This is a genomic window from Rhizobium sp. 62_C5_N11_2 (genome assembly GCF_051811185.1).
Lineage (GTDB): Bacteria > Pseudomonadota > Alphaproteobacteria > Rhizobiales > Rhizobiaceae > Rhizobium > Rhizobium leguminosarum.
This window is the reverse complement of record NZ_JBPWPW010000001.1, coordinates 4,416,429-4,433,705: the sequence shown is the minus strand read 5'-3', so window position 1 is coordinate 4,433,705 and position 17,277 is coordinate 4,416,429. Positions and strand designations below refer to the sequence as shown.

At 58.1% G+C, this 17,277-nt stretch carries 14 protein-coding genes; 10 read left to right on the top strand and 4 right to left on the bottom strand.

Going from position 1 to position 17,277, the window contains the following annotated elements:
• Window positions 1–23: 23 nt before the first annotated feature.
• A complete protein-coding gene (locus tag AB8B31_RS21685) occupies window positions 24–845 on the bottom strand; it encodes a pyruvate, water dikinase regulatory protein (protein WP_011649834.1) in 822 nt (273 codons plus the stop codon).
• Between the two features lie 401 nt (window positions 846–1,246).
• Between AB8B31_RS21685 and hemE the strand changes: the two genes are divergently transcribed.
• From hemE to AB8B31_RS21645, 8 genes are all read left to right on the top strand, one after another.
• A complete protein-coding gene (gene hemE, locus AB8B31_RS21680; protein ID WP_131605746.1) occupies window positions 1,247–2,293 on the top strand; it encodes a uroporphyrinogen decarboxylase in 1,047 nt (348 codons plus the stop codon).
• A 2-nt stretch (window positions 2,294–2,295) separates the two neighbouring features.
• Window positions 2,296–2,832 carry a protoporphyrinogen oxidase HemJ gene (hemJ, locus tag AB8B31_RS21675; RefSeq protein WP_032994780.1) on the top strand — a complete coding sequence of 179 codons (537 nt, stop codon included), beginning with the start codon at window positions 2,296–2,298 and terminating at the stop codon, window positions 2,830–2,832.
• 198 nt (window positions 2,833–3,030) lie between these two features.
• Window positions 3,031–4,296: a transcription termination factor Rho gene (gene rho, locus AB8B31_RS21670; RefSeq protein WP_011654069.1), complete on the top strand. Its 1,266-nt coding sequence runs from the start codon at window positions 3,031–3,033 to the stop codon at window positions 4,294–4,296.
• Window positions 4,297–4,402: 106 nt separating this feature from the next.
• Window positions 4,403–5,722 carry a tRNA uridine-5-carboxymethylaminomethyl(34) synthesis GTPase MnmE gene (gene mnmE / locus AB8B31_RS21665; protein WP_112905589.1) on the top strand — a complete coding sequence of 440 codons (1,320 nt, stop codon included), beginning with the start codon at window positions 4,403–4,405 and terminating at the stop codon, window positions 5,720–5,722.
• 70 nt (window positions 5,723–5,792) lie between these two features.
• On the top strand, window positions 5,793–7,670 hold the full coding sequence (gene mnmG, locus AB8B31_RS21660) for a tRNA uridine-5-carboxymethylaminomethyl(34) synthesis enzyme MnmG (protein WP_439007506.1): 1,878 nt from the start codon (window positions 5,793–5,795) through the stop codon (window positions 7,668–7,670).
• Between the two features lie 25 nt (window positions 7,671–7,695).
• Window positions 7,696–8,313, top strand: coding sequence for a 16S rRNA (guanine(527)-N(7))-methyltransferase RsmG (rsmG, locus tag AB8B31_RS21655; RefSeq protein ID WP_131605744.1), 618 nt, complete (start codon window positions 7,696–7,698; stop codon window positions 8,311–8,313).
• Between the two features lie 19 nt (window positions 8,314–8,332).
• Window positions 8,333–9,127 carry a ParA family protein gene (locus AB8B31_RS21650; protein ID WP_130653331.1) on the top strand — a complete coding sequence of 265 codons (795 nt, stop codon included), beginning with the start codon at window positions 8,333–8,335 and terminating at the stop codon, window positions 9,125–9,127.
• A gap of 32 nt (window positions 9,128–9,159) precedes the next feature.
• Window positions 9,160–10,041, top strand: coding sequence for a ParB/RepB/Spo0J family partition protein (locus AB8B31_RS21645; protein ID WP_018244153.1), 882 nt, complete (start codon window positions 9,160–9,162; stop codon window positions 10,039–10,041).
• Window positions 10,042–10,145: 104 nt separating this feature from the next.
• On the opposite strand, the gene holA is transcribed toward AB8B31_RS21645, so the two are convergent.
• From holA to leuS, 3 genes are read right to left on the bottom strand one after another with little or no spacing between them, the layout of a single operon-like run.
• Window positions 10,146–11,186 carry a DNA polymerase III subunit delta gene (holA, locus tag AB8B31_RS21640; protein ID WP_130653330.1) on the bottom strand — a complete coding sequence of 347 codons (1,041 nt, stop codon included), beginning with the start codon at window positions 11,184–11,186 and terminating at the stop codon, window positions 10,146–10,148.
• Between the two features lie 10 nt (window positions 11,187–11,196).
• Window positions 11,197–11,718 (bottom strand): LPS assembly lipoprotein LptE, encoded by a 522-nt coding sequence (lptE, locus tag AB8B31_RS21635; RefSeq protein WP_018244151.1) that lies wholly within the window; start codon window positions 11,716–11,718, stop codon window positions 11,197–11,199.
• On the bottom strand, window positions 11,708–14,338 hold the full coding sequence (gene leuS / locus AB8B31_RS21630) for a leucine--tRNA ligase (protein ID WP_130653329.1): 2,631 nt from the start codon (window positions 14,336–14,338) through the stop codon (window positions 11,708–11,710). The genes lptE and leuS overlap by 11 nt, the downstream gene beginning before the upstream one ends.
• 200 nt (window positions 14,339–14,538) lie before the next feature.
• Between leuS and AB8B31_RS21625 the strand changes: the two genes are divergently transcribed.
• Both AB8B31_RS21625 and AB8B31_RS21620 read left to right on the top strand, forming a co-directional pair.
• Window positions 14,539–15,198 carry a YggS family pyridoxal phosphate-dependent enzyme gene (locus tag AB8B31_RS21625; protein WP_131605743.1) on the top strand — a complete coding sequence of 220 codons (660 nt, stop codon included), beginning with the start codon at window positions 14,539–14,541 and terminating at the stop codon, window positions 15,196–15,198.
• Between the two features lie 82 nt (window positions 15,199–15,280).
• The gene (locus AB8B31_RS21620) at window positions 15,281–17,191 is read left to right on the top strand and encodes a propionyl-CoA synthetase (protein ID WP_131605742.1); all 1,911 of its coding nucleotides are present in this window, start codon (window positions 15,281–15,283) and stop codon (window positions 17,189–17,191) included.
• Window positions 17,192–17,277 lie beyond the last annotated feature (86 nt).

Sequence of the window (17,277 nt, the reverse complement as noted above, 5' to 3'; positions counted from 1 at the left end):
GAGTGCCGGCTTTTCGTCAGCGCTTAGCGCAGCTTCGGGCGCAGGGCAACGATCGCCGCGGCTGTTTCCTCGATTGAGCGGCGGGTGACGTCGATCAGCGGCCAGTTGTGACGGGCGCAAAGCGAGCGGGCATATTTCAGCTCCTCCGAGATCGCGGCACGATCGGTGTAGTGTTCGCGGTCGAAACCCTGCGTCACCCCGAGCACACGATTTTCCCGCACCTGGGAAATGCGGTCGGTGGTGGCGATCAGGCAGACGATCAGCGGTTTGCTCGCGACGAAGAGGCTCTCCGGCAATGGCACGCCATAGACGATCGGAATGTTCGCGGTCTTGATGCCTCGGTTGGCGAGGTAGATGCTGGTCGGTGTTTTCGACGTACGGCTGATTCCGATGATCACGACATCGGCGTCATTGTAGTCGTCGGGCATCTGACCGTCATCGTGATCCATGGTGAAATTCAGCGCTTCGATGCGCGCGAAGTAGCCGGCATTCATCACATGCTGGGCGCCGACCCGACGGCGCGACGGGGCCCCGAGGTAGATCTGGAAGGCATTCATCACCGGCTCCAGCACATTCACGGAGGCGACGCCCATCTCGATGCAGCGCTCATCGATCAGGCTTGCAAGCTCCCGGTCGACAATGGTGTAGAGCACGATGCCGGGGGCGTCATCGATCGCCTGCAGAACCGGCAGCAGCTGCTTGCGATTGCGGATCAGCGGATAGACATGCTCGATCGGTTGCGCCGATCTGAATTGCGCTGACGCGGCGCGCCCGGCGGAGATCAGAGTCTCTCCCGTTGAGTCAGAAATCAGATGCAGATGAAAGAAGTTCGTTCTGTTCTCCACGCTATTTTCCGCTGCCTGTTGAAAAGACTGGATGAAACAGAGCTACGGCGGCGAGGCAGTCTCCGGCAAGGGAAAACATGCCTCTTTATCCACATTTCGGATTCTGCCGATCGGTTTTGGTTGGCCCTGTGGACGACGGGGAAGGGCTAGGCTTCTTGAATGCTCGTCCACAGCCTATCCACAGCTATGAAAAAAATTGCCGAGCTGGAAGGATTTGGAATCATTTTCGGATTCGGCTTCTCCCCGAAATTTGGACGAGATCGACCAATCTTTCCGATGTTCTTTTGCAGCCGCGCGACAAATGGCATCGGCGGTGGATGGATTTTAATCCTTGATAGTCACCGACTCTAAGAAATAGAAACCTTTTAAAATATCTTTGTTTTTTTATAGGGAAGAAGCGCTTGAGCGATACGCGCCGAAAGATCATGAGGGTTTTGAGTGGCGAGAGCCTCTCCCCTCCTCCTCTCTGGCTGATGAGACAGGCAGGACGTTATCTCCCGGAATATCGGGAGACGCGGGCAAAGGCCGGGAGTTTTCTCGATCTCTGCTACACGCCTGACCACGCCGTCGAAGTGACATTGCAGCCGATCCGCCGCTATGGCTTCGATGCCGCCATTCTGTTTTCCGATATCCTGGTCATTCCCGATGCAATGAAGCGGAATGTCCGGTTCACCGAGGGCCGTGGTCCGGAGATGGATCCCATCGATGAAGCCGGTATCGGCAGATTGAATGGCGAAGAGGTTGTCGATTATCTCAGGCCGGTTCTGGAAACGGTGCGGCGGCTGCGGGAGGAGTTGCCAGTCGAGACGACGCTGCTCGGCTTCTGTGGCGCGCCATGGACGGTTGCGACCTACATGATTGCCGGTCACGGCACGCCGGATCAGGCCCCTGCCCGTCTTTTCGCCTACAGGCATCCCCGCGCCTTCGAGCATCTGCTGATGCTGCTTGCCGACGTATCGGCCGATTATCTCGTCGCCCAGATCGATGCCGGCGCCGATGCCGTGCAGATCTTCGATTCCTGGGCTGGTGTTCTCGGAGAGAAGGAATTCGAGGCGTTTGCGATCAGGCCGGTTGCGCGGATGATCGCTTCGGTCAAATCGCAACGGCCACATGCTCGCATCATCGCTTTTGCCAAGGGCGCCGGTTATCAGCTGAAAACCTATCGCCAGAAGACGGGCGCAGATGCAATCGGCCTCGACTGGTCGGTCCCGCTGGCCTTTGCAGCCGAACTTCAAAAGGATGGACCGGTTCAGGGCAACCTCGATCCGATGCGCGTCGTTGCCGGCGGCCGGGCGTTGGAAGACGGCATCGACGATATTCTGCAGCAGCTCGGCAATGGTCCGCTGATTTTCAATCTCGGTCATGGCATTACGCCGCAGGCTGACCCCGAGCATGTGCGTCTGCTGGTCGATCGCGTGCGAAGTGGGCGCGTACGAGGCGGGGCGTGACGATGGAAAAACAGACCGACCGGAGATCTGGCGCTTACGCCCGGCGTCGGGCTCATTTTGCGCTGGTTTTCTTCGCGCTGATGGCGATCGGGCTTTTTGCCTGGAACCCCGATAATCTCTACCTCTGGATCAAGGCACTGCACATTATCGCGGTCATTTCCTGGATGGCCGGATTGTTCTACATGCCGCGGCTGTTCATCTATCACACCGATGCCGAGCCCGGCTCGGTGCAATCGGAAACCTTCAAGGTGATGGAGCGCCGGCTACTTCGAATCATCATGACCCCGGCGATGATGTTGACGTGGATTTTCGGCCTCTATCTCGCCTGGTCGGTTTATGGATTCCAGGGCGGCTGGCTGCATGCCAAGATCGGTCTCGTTGTGTTGCTCACCGGTGTTCATATGTTCTTCAGCCGCGCCGTCAGAGCGTTCGAGCGGGATGAAAATCGCCGCTCGGCGCGCTATTGGCGGTTCATGAACGAGGCGCCGACCGTGCTGATGATCGTGATCGTCATCCTCGTCGTGGTGAAGCCGTTCTGAAGAAAATCGCCCTCTGGGTTAAATTTGCTTCATTTTAAGCAGCCCTCTTGCGGCAGCGATTGCGAGTCGCTATTTTCCGCGCATCTCATCTACGTGGCATGTGTGTAGAGTTCAGTCGTCTGCGAGCCCTTTCGCGGTACCGAATACGACCCAACATCGCCTTTCCCCTTTGAAATTGAAAAGAGTATTGGTCACTTCATGGCTGAAATGAAGCTTCAGGAACTTAAGAGTAAATCCCCGACGGATCTGCTGGCATTTGCCGAATCGCTCGAGGTCGAGAATGCAAGCACGATGCGCAAGCAGGAGCTGATGTTTGCGATCCTCAAGATGCTTGCCAGCCAGGATGTCGAAATCATCGGTGAAGGCGTCGTCGAAGTGCTGCAGGACGGTTTCGGCTTCCTGCGTTCGGCCAATGCGAACTACCTGCCGGGCCCGGACGATATTTACATCTCCCCATCGCAGATCCGCCGGTTTTCGCTGAAAACCGGCGATACGGTCGAGGGCCCGATCCGTGGACCGAAGGAAGGCGAGCGCTATTTCGCGCTGCTCAAGGTCAACACCATCAATTTCGACGATCCGGAAAAGATCCGTCACAAGGTTCACTTCGACAATCTGACGCCGCTCTATCCGAACGAGCGCTTCAAGATGGAACTTGATATTCCCACCACCAAGGATCTGTCGCCGCGCGTGATCGACCTGGTGGCGCCGCTCGGCAAGGGCCAGCGTGGATTGATCGTCGCGCCGCCGCGTACCGGTAAAACCGTGTTGCTGCAGAACATCGCGCATTCGATCACCGCCAACCATCCGGAGTGCTATCTCATCGTCCTGCTGATCGATGAACGCCCCGAAGAAGTGACCGATATGCAGCGTTCGGTTCGCGGCGAGGTTATCTCCTCGACCTTCGACGAACCGGCCGTGCGTCACGTGCAGGTGGCCGAGATGGTCATCGAGAAAGCCAAGCGTCTTGTCGAACACGGACGCGACGTTGTCATCCTGCTCGATTCGATCACGCGCCTGGGCCGTGCCTATAACACCGTCGTTCCCTCGTCAGGCAAGGTCCTGACCGGCGGTGTGGACGCTAACGCTCTGCAGCGGCCGAAGCGTTTCTTCGGTGCGGCGCGCAATATCGAGGAAGGCGGCTCGTTGACGATCATCGCGACCGCGCTGATCGATACTGGTAGCCGCATGGACGAAGTGATCTTCGAAGAATTCAAGGGTACGGGCAACTCGGAAATCGTCCTCGATCGCAAGGTCGCCGATAAGCGCATCTTCCCCGCTATGGACATTCTGAAGTCCGGCACGCGCAAGGAAGATCTTCTCGTTCCACGCCAGGATCTGCAGAAGATCTTTGTGCTCCGCCGCATCCTTGCTCCAATGGGCACGACCGATGCGATCGAATTCCTTATCGACAAGCTGAAGCAGACGAAGAACAATTCCGACTTCTTCGATTCGATGAATACGTAATCCTTAGCCGGATTCATTCTATAAGAGCTGGGGGCATCGTCATGATGTCGCCAGCTTTTCTATTTGAGAGGAATCACGTTCGATTCCAACCGACGGACCAGGCGATATGGCCATGTTGAATGATACCATATATGCGCTATCGAGCGGTGCTCCACCTTCGGGCGTGTCAGTCATTCGAATCAGCGGTCCCCTGACCAGAGATATATTGGCGAGGCTTGTCGGATCAGTTCCGGCAGCCCGGCACGTATCTCACCGAACGATTCGGACTCGTAACAACCAGCCGATCGATAGCGGCCTGGTGCTGTTTTTTCCTGCCCCTCATTCGTTTACCGGTGAGGATGTCGCTGAGCTGCAGATCCATGGCAGCAAAGCCGTATTGGCGGCGCTGTTTCACGCGCTTGGCGAAATTCCAGGTGTTCGGATGGCGGTTGAGGGTGAGTTCTCCCGCCGGGCTTTTGAGAACGGCAAACTTGATCTCGTCGAGGTAGAGGGGCTGGCAGACCTCATTGGTGCCGAGACTGAAATGCAGCGACGCCTTGCGGTCGAACATAGCGCAGGCGGGCTTTCCACAATTTACGATTCGTGGGCGGAACGATTAACGCGCGCTCGGGCGCTGATTGAGGCCGAACTTGATTTCCCCGACGAGGATGACGTTCCGGGGTCAGTATCGGATATGGTCTGGGCCGATATGGAGAAGCTGCGCAACGATATCCAGCATCACCTGGCCGCAGCTTCGGCGGGCGAAATTATCAGGGATGGCTTCAAGGTGGTCATCGCCGGGGCTCCGAACGCCGGGAAATCAAGCCTGTTGAACGCCTTGGCGCGTCGTGACGTCGCAATCGTGACGGAGATTGCCGGAACCACCCGCGACGTCCTGCAGGTTGATCTCGATATTGATGGCTATCTGATTAAGCTTTATGACACTGCTGGACTTCGGCAGGCGGACGACCGTGTCGAAATGGAAGGCGTGCGGCGGGCGCGTATTGCGCTTCGCGATGCCGATCTTGTTCTGCTGCTGGTTGACATGGCGAAGCCTCAGATACCCGATGACTTGGAGCAGACCTCTCCACATGTTACTGTCGGGACAAAGAGGGATCTCATCGATATTTCCACGGATCGGTATGATCTGGAGATTTCGACGGCGACGGGTGTCGGTTTGCCGGAACTGCGACGGTTGATCGGCAATATTGTCGAGAAACGTTTCGCCGGTCTGTCCATGGCGATTCCCAGCCGGCAGCGGCATAAAGATTCGCTAACGAAATGTTTAGCAGCGCTCGAGGCGGCGTTATCGCAGACAGATGTGAATCTCGAACTGCGGACCGAGCAGCTGCGAATTGCCGCAGAGTATTTGGGCAGAATTACCGGAAGAGTGGATGTCGAACATCTGCTCGGGGTGATCTTCTCGGAGTTTTGTATCGGCAAATGATTCACGTGAAACCCTGGGCGTCAGCTTGCCTTGGTTTCACGTGAAACGTCCGCCGGATGTGGAGTCTTGAATGACGGATAATGCCTTCGATGTGATTGTGATAGGTGGCGGCCATGCGGGCTCGGAGGCTGCCAGCGCAGCTGCGCGCCTCGGGGCGAAAACCGGCCTGATTACGCATAGACGAGACACGATCGGCGTCATGTCGTGTAATCCGGCGATCGGCGGGCTTGGCAAGGGCCATCTGGTTCGGGAAATCGACGCGATGGACGGTCTGATGGGACGCGTCGCCGATGCCGCGGGCATTCAGTTCAGGATGCTGAACAAGAAGAAAGGGGCCGCTGTCCGAGGACCGCGGACCCAGGCCGATCGAAAGCTTTATCGCTTGGCAATGCTGGCGGCGATCGAAGCGACGCCTGGCCTGGATATCATCGAAGGCGATGCGTTTGATCTAGAAGTTGTCGATGGTCGCGTCGCTGGCGTGATCATGAAGGATGGTCGGATCTTGAAAGCGCCAGCGGTGGTTTTGACCACTGGTACCTTTCTGCGCGGCCTTATTCATATCGGTTCGGAAAAGACACCGGCCGGGCGTGTCGGTGAACCACCGTCGATCGGCTTGTCTGCTACCCTCGGCCGCTTGGGATTGCAGTTGGGACGTCTGAAGACCGGAACACCAGCGCGGTTGGATGGAAAGACGATCGACTGGCAATCCGTCGGTGAACAAGGGGCTGACGAGGAGCTTGTTCCTTTCTCCTTCATGACCGATGCGATTACCACCCCACAGATCGAATGCGGCGTCACCAGAACGACCGAAGCGACCCATCGCATCATCGTCGACAATATTATGCGCTCGGCAATGTATTCTGGGCAGATCGAAGGCGTCGGGCCCCGTTATTGCCCGTCTATCGAAGACAAGCTGGTGAAATTTGGAGAGCGGGATGGACATCAGGTCTTTCTCGAGCCCGAGGGGCTGGACGATGACACAGTTTATCCCAACGGGATTTCAACCTCCTTGCCGGCGGAAGTACAGGCCGAATTCATTAAAACGATCCCGGGTCTGGAAGTGGCAAGAATACTGCAACCGGGCTATGCGATCGAATATGATCATGTCGATCCGAGAGAGTTGACGCCATCGTTGGAGGTCAAGCGGCTGAGAGGCCTGTTTCTCGCCGGCCAGATCAATGGCACCACCGGATATGAAGAGGCAGCCGCTCAGGGGCTCGCAGCCGGGTTGAATGCTGCTTTGCGAAGCAATGATTCGGATCCGTTTCATTTTAGTCGGACAAGCTCCTACATCGGCGTCATGATTGACGATCTCACGTCACGCGGCGTTACGGAGCCGTATCGTATGTTTACATCGCGTGCAGAGTATCGACTGACTTTGCGCGCTGACAATGCCGATATGCGTTTAACGCCCCTGGCCATGCGGCTTGGATGTGTAAGTGGCGAGCGGGCGCAGCGATTCACATCCTATCAGTCAGAAATTGAAAGTGGTCGGGCGCTGTTGCAGTCGCTGACGATTACACCGAATGAGGCGCGACGCGCCGGCCTAAATATCAATCTGGATGGGCAGCGCCGAACCGCCTATGATTTGCTATCTTATCCAAATTACGATTTTTCCGCGCTCCGGCATGTCTGGCCAGAGACGCTTGGCGCGATGAGGCCGAAAGTTGCGGAAGCGTTGGAAATCGAGGCGGGCTATTCGGTTTATCTGGATCGGCAAGCGACGGCGATTGCTGATCAGCAGCGCGACGAAGACCGACAGATCCCACTTACTTTCAATTATGACGCACTTTCCGGACTCTCCAACGAGCTTAAGGCAAAGCTCAATGCTGCTCGCCCTTTCAATATTGCCCAGGCTGCAATCGTTGAAGGAATGACGCCCGCGGCAATCGCATTGCTTCTTGTGCACTTGCGTCGCCTCCCCTCGCCTGAGCGTCATCGGGCCTGATTACAAGATTTGAGAGTCTTTCAGAATGGAATTAAACGGCTTGCGTGTTTCACGTGAAACACAGGAACGGCTTCGACACTTCGCTGCGCTGTTTCAGAAGTGGGCGAAAGCTATTAATCTGGTGGCGCCGTCGACCCTTGAAGACTTATGGGACCGGCACATCGCTGATAGCAGCCAGGTTTTTCAGATTCATCCGCAACCGATAAGCTGGGTCGACCTCGGAAGTGGCGGTGGCTTTCCCGGCGTCATTACGGCGATTTTTCTGGCCGAATTGCAGGACGGATGGGTACATCTGGTCGAAAGCAACCATAAAAAGGCGGCGTTTCTGCGGACAGCGTTGCGGGAGACCAATGCGCGCGGCAGCGTGCATATCCTTCGAATCGAAGATGCCTATCCGAAGATTGGCGAATGTGATGCGATTTCAGCGCGCGCCCTTGCCGATCTTGACGGGCTCCTCGGCTATTCAGCCCCTTGGATGCTTGGCAAGGAAAATTGTCGTGGCTTTTTTCACAAAGGCCGGGATTACCTGAGGGAAATCGACAAAGCACGTGGTCGGTGGGAATTCGATCTGTTAGAACATAAGAGCGCCGTCGAGCAGGAATCCGTTATCTTGGAAGTATCAAATCTCCGGCGCTTGGTTTAACAGATGGGATATTGCGGCAATGGCTGGCGAACGACATCGGATTATCACCATCGCAAATCAGAAGGGTGGCGTTGGTAAAACGACCACAGCAATCAATCTGGCAACGGCGCTCGCGGCTATTGGTGAGCGTGTGTTGATCGTTGATCTCGATCCGCAGGGCAATGCCAGCACCGGCCTCGGTATCGATCGTCGTGATCGCAAGCTTTCCTCCTATGATCTGATGGTTGGTGATCGTGGGATCCCCGACGTAACTCTCGAGACAGCGGTTCCCAACCTCTTTATCGTCCCGTCGACGATGGACCTGCTCGGCATCGAGATGGAGATCTCGCAGCAAAGCGATCGGGTCTTCAAACTGCGGAAAGCGTTGTCTTCGCCCGAAGCCATGGCGTTTTCTTATGTTCTTCTGGACTGCCCGCCGTCGTTCAATCTGCTGACGATGAATGCCATGGCAGCAGCTCATTCGGTCTTGGTTCCGCTGCAATGTGAATTCTTTGCGCTGGAGGGGTTGAGTCAGTTGCTTGAGACCGTCAGCCAGGTTCGGCGGACGGTTAACCCGCGTCTGGATATTCAGGGGATCGTCCTGACGATGTTCGATGCGCGCAACAATCTGGCACAGCAGGTTGTCAATGACGTGCGCACGCATCTCGGCGACAAGGTTTACCACACGTTAATTCCGCGCAATGTTCGGGTTTCTGAAGCTCCGTCCTACGGCAAGCCGGCTATTCTCTATGACTTGAAGTGCGCGGGCAGTCAGGCCTATCTGCAGCTGGCCTCCGAGGTCATCCAGCGAGAGCGCCAAAGGCTGGCCGCGTAATATCATTTTCGGGGTGTAGGTGAGTGTAGATCATGAATGACGATGTATCGAAGAGGCGATTGGGCCGTGGCCTTGCGGCGCTGATTGGTGAAATGGATCAGCCTGTCCCGGTGGAAGCCGAGCGGATTATCAGTGCCGACAGGATGATCCCGATCGAGTTCGTTAGCCGTAATCCCCGCAATCCTCGTCGTTTCTTCGATGATGCTGAGCTGCATGATCTCGCAAGTTCCATTCGCCAACACGGTATCGTTCAGCCAATTGTTGTGCGGACTATGTCGCGGGATCGATATGAAATCATCGCCGGCGAGCGACGTTGGCGCGCAGCTCAGCTTGCCGGGCTGATCGAGATTCCTGTCATCGTCCGTGACGTGGATGATAAGACGGCGCTCGAAATCGCTATTGTCGAAAACGTGCAGCGCGCGGATCTCAATGCCCTCGAAGAGGCATTGGGCTATGAGCAGCTTATTGCTGAATATGGTTACACCCAGAACGACCTTGGGGAAATCATTGGCAAAAGCCGCAGCCACGTTGCCAACTCTTTGCGCTTGTTGAAGCTGCCGGATCCGGTTCGCGATCTGCTGGCCGCTGGCAGCCTATCGGCTGGGCACGCGCGTGCGCTGGTTTCGACATCTGACCCGGCAAGTCTTGCCCGTACGATCGTTGCCAAGGGCATGTCGGTGCGTGACGCGGAAAAGCTGGCACAGAACAATATAAAGGCTCAGTCGGAACCACAGCAGGCGGCCTTACGACGGGATCAGAAGGATTCCGACACACTGGCGCTGGAGCGGACACTTTCCGATGCACTCGGTCTTGAGGTTGCGATCAATCACAAGGCGGGCGGTGGCCAGATCAAAATTTCCTATAAGTCACTGGAGCAGCTGGAGGAAATCTGCCGTTTGCTCGAAAGGCGCTAAAACGCTGTGCGTCCTTTCGGACGCGCAAAGGACGCACTCACCACTCTTTCAATCCTCGCATCGTGCAGGCCGAAAATCGGTTCCGATTCTCGGCCTGATGCTACTCAGGCGGATTTCCGGCCGGATTGAAGGGTGGTGGACAGAAGCGTTTGCATTGCGACGCTGTCCTCTAGCACCTGTCTCCGTCGGCTTTGCAGAATAGCGGCCTGCAGCCGATTGGATTCCCGCGCGATGCTTTCCGCGGTCCATTGGCGTAATGCCTGTTCGATGATCGGTTTGCGGCGAAAATGCAGATGCCGCCCCATCGTCTGCATGATCTGAGGCGGCTGCAGCCGTTTTTCATCCATCTCGGCGCGCATCGAATCCAGAAGCTGGAATTGCTTCAGGCATGCCTGCAGAACGAGAAAGATCGCGGTTTTCGAGCTGCTGATTTTTTGCATGGCGTGCAAAAAGGCGTTGAGATCGCCGCCGAGAATGGCATCGACGGCGTCGTCAACCGAGATGGCGCTGGCGTCGCCGATTATTTCGGTAACGTGATGTTCTTCGACTGTATCGAAGCCGCGGCAGTATAGAGCAAGCTTGCGAACCTCGTTTCGGGAAGCGATCCTGTCACCGCCGATCAAGGCTATGAGCGCCTGGCGCGCGGCCGGCGTAATGCCGAGCTTCTCTGCCCCGAGCTCAGTATCGATCAAGGCATTGAGAGCGCGGCTGTCATCGGCGTAGGACGGGATCGTCATGACAGATCGCGCGGCTTCGGCGGTCTTCCGCAGCAACGCGCCCTTCTTCAGGTCGCCGGCCTCGATGATCAGATAGGCGGCTTCGAGTGGTTTTTCGGCCAGCAGCGCCAGGGAATCGACGAGGTATTTCTCGTTGGCGGCGCCGCGGATCCAGATCAATTTCTCACCGCCGAACAGCCCGATCGACTGGACCTCGTCGACCAACCGCCCGGGATCCTTCTGCAGGTCGCCGATATCGAGTTTCGTCAGCGAGAAAGGATCATTGAGCGCGACACCAGTCTTACCGGCGAGCAAGCCTGCTCGTTCGGAAATGAGGCCGCGATCCGGCCCGTAGATGACGAAAATCCGATAGTTCCGCGCCGATTTCTGCAGGAAAGTCTCGAATTCGTGGGATTTTATCTCTGCCACATCTCCGCCCTCAGCGGCTGAGAGCAGCGGCGATATCGGCTCCTACGAATTCCGCCACCTGATCCGCCGCTCGGTTTTCGGCATCGCGGATTGCCCGCTGCTTGGCAAATTCCTGGTCAGGGAAATCCACCAGCGCCGTGGTCGCCCGGCTGCCGGCCTTGATGACGTGATTGTCGGTCGCCGCGCGCAGCGTGTAGGTGACGCTGACGGTCACACGACCGGCTCGCGAAGTATCGGCGGATTCCGTAAGCAGCGTATCGGCAACGGTGGATGAGGCGTGCATTTCGACCTGATATTCCGGTTTTTCAGGCTCGCCGGCCCCACGCGACGCAAGGAAGATCAAGTGGTTACGAACCTGCTGCTCGATGCGGCTGCCTGCCGGGGAAAAGCCGACCGAGGAAAGCTTTTCAGTGACACCGGAATTCTCGGAGTAGAGCGGGCGAACCTGGCAGGCGGAGAGAAAAGCCGCGGAGGCAAGGATCATGGCGATGCCGGCATTGCGAGCCAGCTTGCAAGCGATATCAGACGACAATGTTTACAATCCTTTGGGGAACCACGATGATCTTCTTCGGTGCCTGTCCGTTCAACGCGTTCTTCACCGCATCCAGATCCAGCACGGCGTCGGTGACGGCATTCTGATCTGCATCGCGAGAAATTGTCAATTCAGCGCGCTTCTTGCCGTTGATCTGTACCGGCAGGACGACATCGTTTTCGATGACGAGTGTTTCGTCGTATTGCGGCCAGCTTGCCCGGGCAAGCAGTCCTGCATTGCCGAGCGCGGCCCAGCATTCCTCAGCCAGATGCGGCGTCATCGGAGAGACGAGCTGAATCAGGATCTCGGCGGCATCGCGTACGGCCGCGCGATAGGTGGCATCACCCTCGCCTGCTGCAACCCTCGTCATCGGTGCGGCCAGCGCGTTGACGAGTTCATAAATTCGGGCAACGGCTTTGTTGAACCAGAGCTTGTCATAGTCGTTCTGGACCGCCTTCAGCGTCTTGTGGGCAGCCTGGGAGATTGACAACGCGTCCCCATCGATTGCCGGCGCCGGTGCGACGGCGGAGAGCGCGTCCGCGGCTTCGGAAATCAGGCGCCACAGACGCTGGGTAAAGCGATGAGCGCCCTCGACGCCTGCCTCGGACCAGATGACATCACGCTCCGGCGGGGAGTCGGACAGAACGAAGAAACGAGCGGTATCGGCGCCGTAGGAGGCGATGATATCGTCGGGATCGACGACGTTCTTTTTCGATTTCGACATTTTCTCGATCGAGCCGATCGCGACTTCCTCGTTGTTCGTCAGCAAGAAAGCCCGGCGTTTGCCGTCGAGTTCGTCGATGCGGATATCGGCGGGTGCCACCCATTCGCGGCTGGCGCCTGCGCCGCGGCTATAGGTTTCGTGGACCACCATGCCCTGGGTGAAGAGACCCTTGAAAGGTTCGGTGGCGGCCACGTGACCGGTCTCGCGCATGGCGCGGGTGAAGAAGCGGGAATAGAGCAGGTGCAGGATCGCGTGCTCGATGCCGCCAATATACTGGTCGACCGGCAGCCAGCGGTTTGCCGCCTGCGGATCGGTCGGCTTTTCCTCCCAGGGCGCGGTGAAGCGGGTGAAATACCAACTCGAATCGACGAAGGTGTCCATCGTATCCGTCTCGCGGCGTGCATCCTTGCCACAGTTCGGGCAGGAGACATGGCGCCAGGTCGGATGACGGTCAAGCGGATTGCCCGGCTGGTCGAAGGTGACATCATCGGGCAGCTTGACCGGCAGATCCTCCTTCGGCACCGGCACGACACCGCAATCATCGCAATGAATGACCGGGATCGGGCAGCCCCAATAACGCTGGCGGGAAATGCCCCAGTCGCGCAGACGGAAATTGACCTTGCGCTCGCCCTGCGGCGCATTGCCGAGCGAAGCGGCCGACAGCCGGTCGGCGACGATATTGAAGGCTTCCTCGGTCGTCTTGCCGTCGAGGAAGCGGGAGTTGATCATCACGCCATCACCGTCATAGGCGGTGTCGACGACGGAAAAGTTTGCGGCATCGCCATCCCTCGGCATGACGACGGGCACCACCGGCAAGCCATATTTCCGAGCAAAATCAAGGTCGCGTTGGTCGCCCGAGGGGCAGCCGAAGATCGCGCCCGTGCCATAATCCATCAGGACGAAATTGGCGATATAGACCGGCAGCTCCCAGGAGGGATCGAGCGGGTGCCTGACGCGGATACCGGTATCCATGCCCTTCTTTTCGGCGGTCTCGAGTGCTGCGAGCGACGTGCCGGCGCGGCGGCACTCCTCGCAGAAAGCTTCGATAGCCGGGTTCTTCGCGGCGGCATCCTTTGCCAGCGGATGATCGGCGGCGATCGCCAGGAAGGAGGCGCCGAAGAGCGTGTCCGGTCGGGTGGTATAGACGGTGACTTCGCTCTCGCCGGCCGGTGCCGTTTCCGGCACGATCTCCCAGCGGATCGTCAGGCCTTCCGAACGGCCGATCCAGTTCTTCTGCATCAGGCGCACTTTTTCCGGCCACTGATCGAGCGTATCCAGCGCGTCCAGCAGATCCTGGCTGAAGTCGGTGATCTTGAAGAACCATTGCGTCAGTTCGCGCTGCTCGACGAGCGCACCGGAACGCCAGCCGCGGCCATCGATCACCTGTTCGTTGGCCAGCACGGTGTTATCGACAGGATCCCAGTTGACCTTCGACTGTTTGCGATAGACCAGGCCCTTCTCCAGGAAATCCAGGAAGAGATGCTGCTGCTGCTGGTAATATTCAACGTCGCAGGTGGCGAATTCTCGGCTCCAGTCCAGTGAAAGCCCCATGGCCTTCAGCTGCGCCTTCATTGAGCCGATATTCTGGTAGGTCCAGGAGGCGGGGTGAACACCACGCTCCATGGCGGCATTCTCTGCCGGCATGCCGAAGGCGTCCCAGCCCATCGGATGCAGCACGTTGTAGCCGCGGGCGCGCTTATAGCGGGCGACGACATCGCCCATGGCGTAATTGCGGACATGGCCCATATGGATGCGCCCCGACGGATAGGGGAACATTTCGAGGACGTAATATTTTTCGCGCGGATCGGCATTGTCGGTCTCGAAGACCTTGTCTTCATTCCATTTCTGCTGCCAGCGGGGCTCGGCATCGCGCGGATTATAACGTTCGGTGGCCATAGTATTCGTATTTCCGGAAAATCAGGGGAGTTGGTCGAGACCTTCACCATGAAACCACCGTAGCGTCAAGTTTTGCAGGCGCTGCAAGCGTCTGATCTTGATCACGCACAAGCGATTTCGCGAAGGCGGGTCTTGGCAAGCACAGGTTGGCTGGTTAGTTCATTGCCAATCCTTTCATGCTGGTATGTCGAGGCAGAACAATGGAACTTCAAGAGCGGTTGAACGACGTGCGATCACGGATTGCGGCCGGGGAACGCGCGGCAGGTCGTCCGGCGAGTTCCGTTCAGCTGGTCGCGGTGTCGAAGACTTTCGAGGCGGACGCGATCGGTCCGGCCATCGAAGCCGGACAGCGCGTCTTCGGCGAGAACCGGGTGCAGGAAAGCCAGGGCAAGTGGCCGGCGCTGAAAGTCGAGCGTCCGGACATCGAATTGCATCTGATCGGGCCGCTGCAATCGAACAAAGCGGCGGATGCGGTAGCGCTTTTCGACGTCATCGAGACGGTGGACCGGGAAAAGATCGCCCGCGCGCTTGCCGATGAGATGAAGCGGCAGGGCAAGACGCCGCGGCTCTATGTCCAGGTCAATACCGGGCTCGAACCGCAGAAAGCGGGTATCGCTCCTGACGACACGCCGGCCTTCGTTGCCCTTTGCCGCGACGAGCTCGGCCTTTCCATCGAAGGTTTGATGTGCATTCCGCCGGCCGAGGAAAATCCCGGACCGCATTTCGCCCTGCTGGCAAAGCTCGCGCTCAAATGCGGCGTCGGAAAACTTTCCATGGGCATGTCGGGTGACTACGGGACGGCAATCGCCTTCGGCGCCACCAGCGTGCGTGTGGGATCCGCAATTTTCGGCACGCGCTGAAACGCTGCTTTGGTCGGGCTTCCTGTTCCCCTTAATGCCGCCTAGATTGATATCGAGGTTTGCATGTCCTGGGGAGGAGCAGATGCAGAACGGCTATCATCAGACCTATGCGGCCTGGAAAGGTGATCCCGAAGCCTTCTGGCGCGAAGCGGCCAATGACATCGACTGGTTCAAGCCGCCGGAGCGGATTTTCTCGCCCAATGAGGGCGTCTATGGCCGCTGGTTCTCCGGCGCGGAAACCAATACCTGCCACAATTGCCTGGACCGGCATGTGGCCGCCGGCCGCGGCGGCGAGACTGCAGTCATCTTCGACAGCGCAATGAACGGCGAGAAGCGCCATTTTACCTATGATGAGGTGCTTCGGGAAGTGATGGCCATCGCAGCAGAGTTGGTCGAGCGCGGCATCGGCAAAGGTGATCGTGTCATCCTTTATATGCCGATGGTGCCGCAGGCGGTCTTTTCCATGCTCGCCTGCGCCCGCATCGGTGCGGTTCACTCCGTCGTTTTCGGCGGGTTTGCCGCCAGCGAACTTGCGGCGCGCATCGACGATTGCGGTGCGAAGCTGGTAATCACCGCGAGCTGCGGGCTCGAGCCTGGTCGCATCGTCGCCTACAAGCCCCTGGTCGACCAGGCGATCGAGATCGCACGTTCGAAACCGGGGCGCTGTCTGGTGCTGCAGCGACCGGAGCTTCGGGCAGATCTCGTCAGCGGCCGCGATCAGGATTTCGAGGCGGCGGTGGCGCAGCACCGTGGCGCCGAGATCGCCTGTGTCTCCGTCAAGGCGACCGATCCGCTCTACATCCTCTATACATCGGGCACAACGGGCCAGCCGAAGGGCGTCGTGCGCGACAATGGCGGCCATATGGTCGCGCTCAACTGGTCGATGCGGAATATCTACGGCTTGAAGCCGGGAGAGGTCTTCTGGACGGCTTCGGATATCGGCTGGGTCGTCGGACATTCCTATATCGTCTATGCCCCGCTGCTCGCCGGCGTAACCACTTTGATCTTCGAGGGAAAACCGGTCGGCACTCCGGATGCGGGCACATTCTGGCGCATCGTTTCGGAGTATAAGGTGCGGGTGCTGTTCACGGCGCCGACGGCATTTCGCGCCATCCGGCGGGAGGATGGTGACGGCGAGTTGATGCACAAGTATCCCATGCCGGATCTACGCGCGCTCTTTCTGGCCGGCGAGAGAGCGGATCCGGAGACGCTGAAATGGGCGGAGCGTATGCTTGGCATACCCGTCATCGATCATTGGTGGCAGACGGAGACCGGCTGGCCGATTGCCGCAAATCCGCTTGGCCTCGGCGCCCTTCCCATCAAGCACGGTTCGCCGGCACTGCCGATGCCCGGCTATGATATGGCGGTGCTCGATGATGCCGGTCATCCGATCGAGGCGGGAACGCTCGGCAATATTGTCGTCAAGTTGCCCTTGCCGCCCGGCTGCCTGCCGACCCTCTGGAACGCGGACGAACGCTTCCGATCGGCCTATCTCGATGAGTTTCCCGGTTACTACAAGACGGCCGATGCGGGCTACGTCGATGAGGATGGCTATCTCTTCATCATGTCGCGCACCGACGACATCATCAATTGCGCCGGTCATCGGCTCTCTACCGGGGCGATGGAGGAGGTCTGTGCGCGCCATCCCGATGTCGCCGAATGCGCTGTCATCGGCGTGATCGATGTGCTGAAGGGTCAGGCGCCCTGCGGTTTCCTGGTGCTGAAACGACATGTTTCCCGTGACGCAACGGCGATCGAATCAGAGGTCGTGGCGATGATTCGTGATTCGATCGGGCCTGTTGCTGCCTTCAAGACGGCCATCATCGTTAACCGGTTGCCGAAGACACGCTCCGGCAAAATCCTGCGCGGCACGATGCAGAAGATCGCCGACGGCATACCCTGGAAAATGCCTGCAACCATTGATGATCCAACGATTTTAGAGGAAATTGCCGAGGCGCTGCGTGGGCGTGGTTTAGGCTCCCTGCCGATGTGAATTAAACTTTCGGTAAGCCTAATTGAGGAATTGTTAACCATGTTGATGCAAGCATTTGTTAACGGCAATGGCTTGCATAGCAGGCT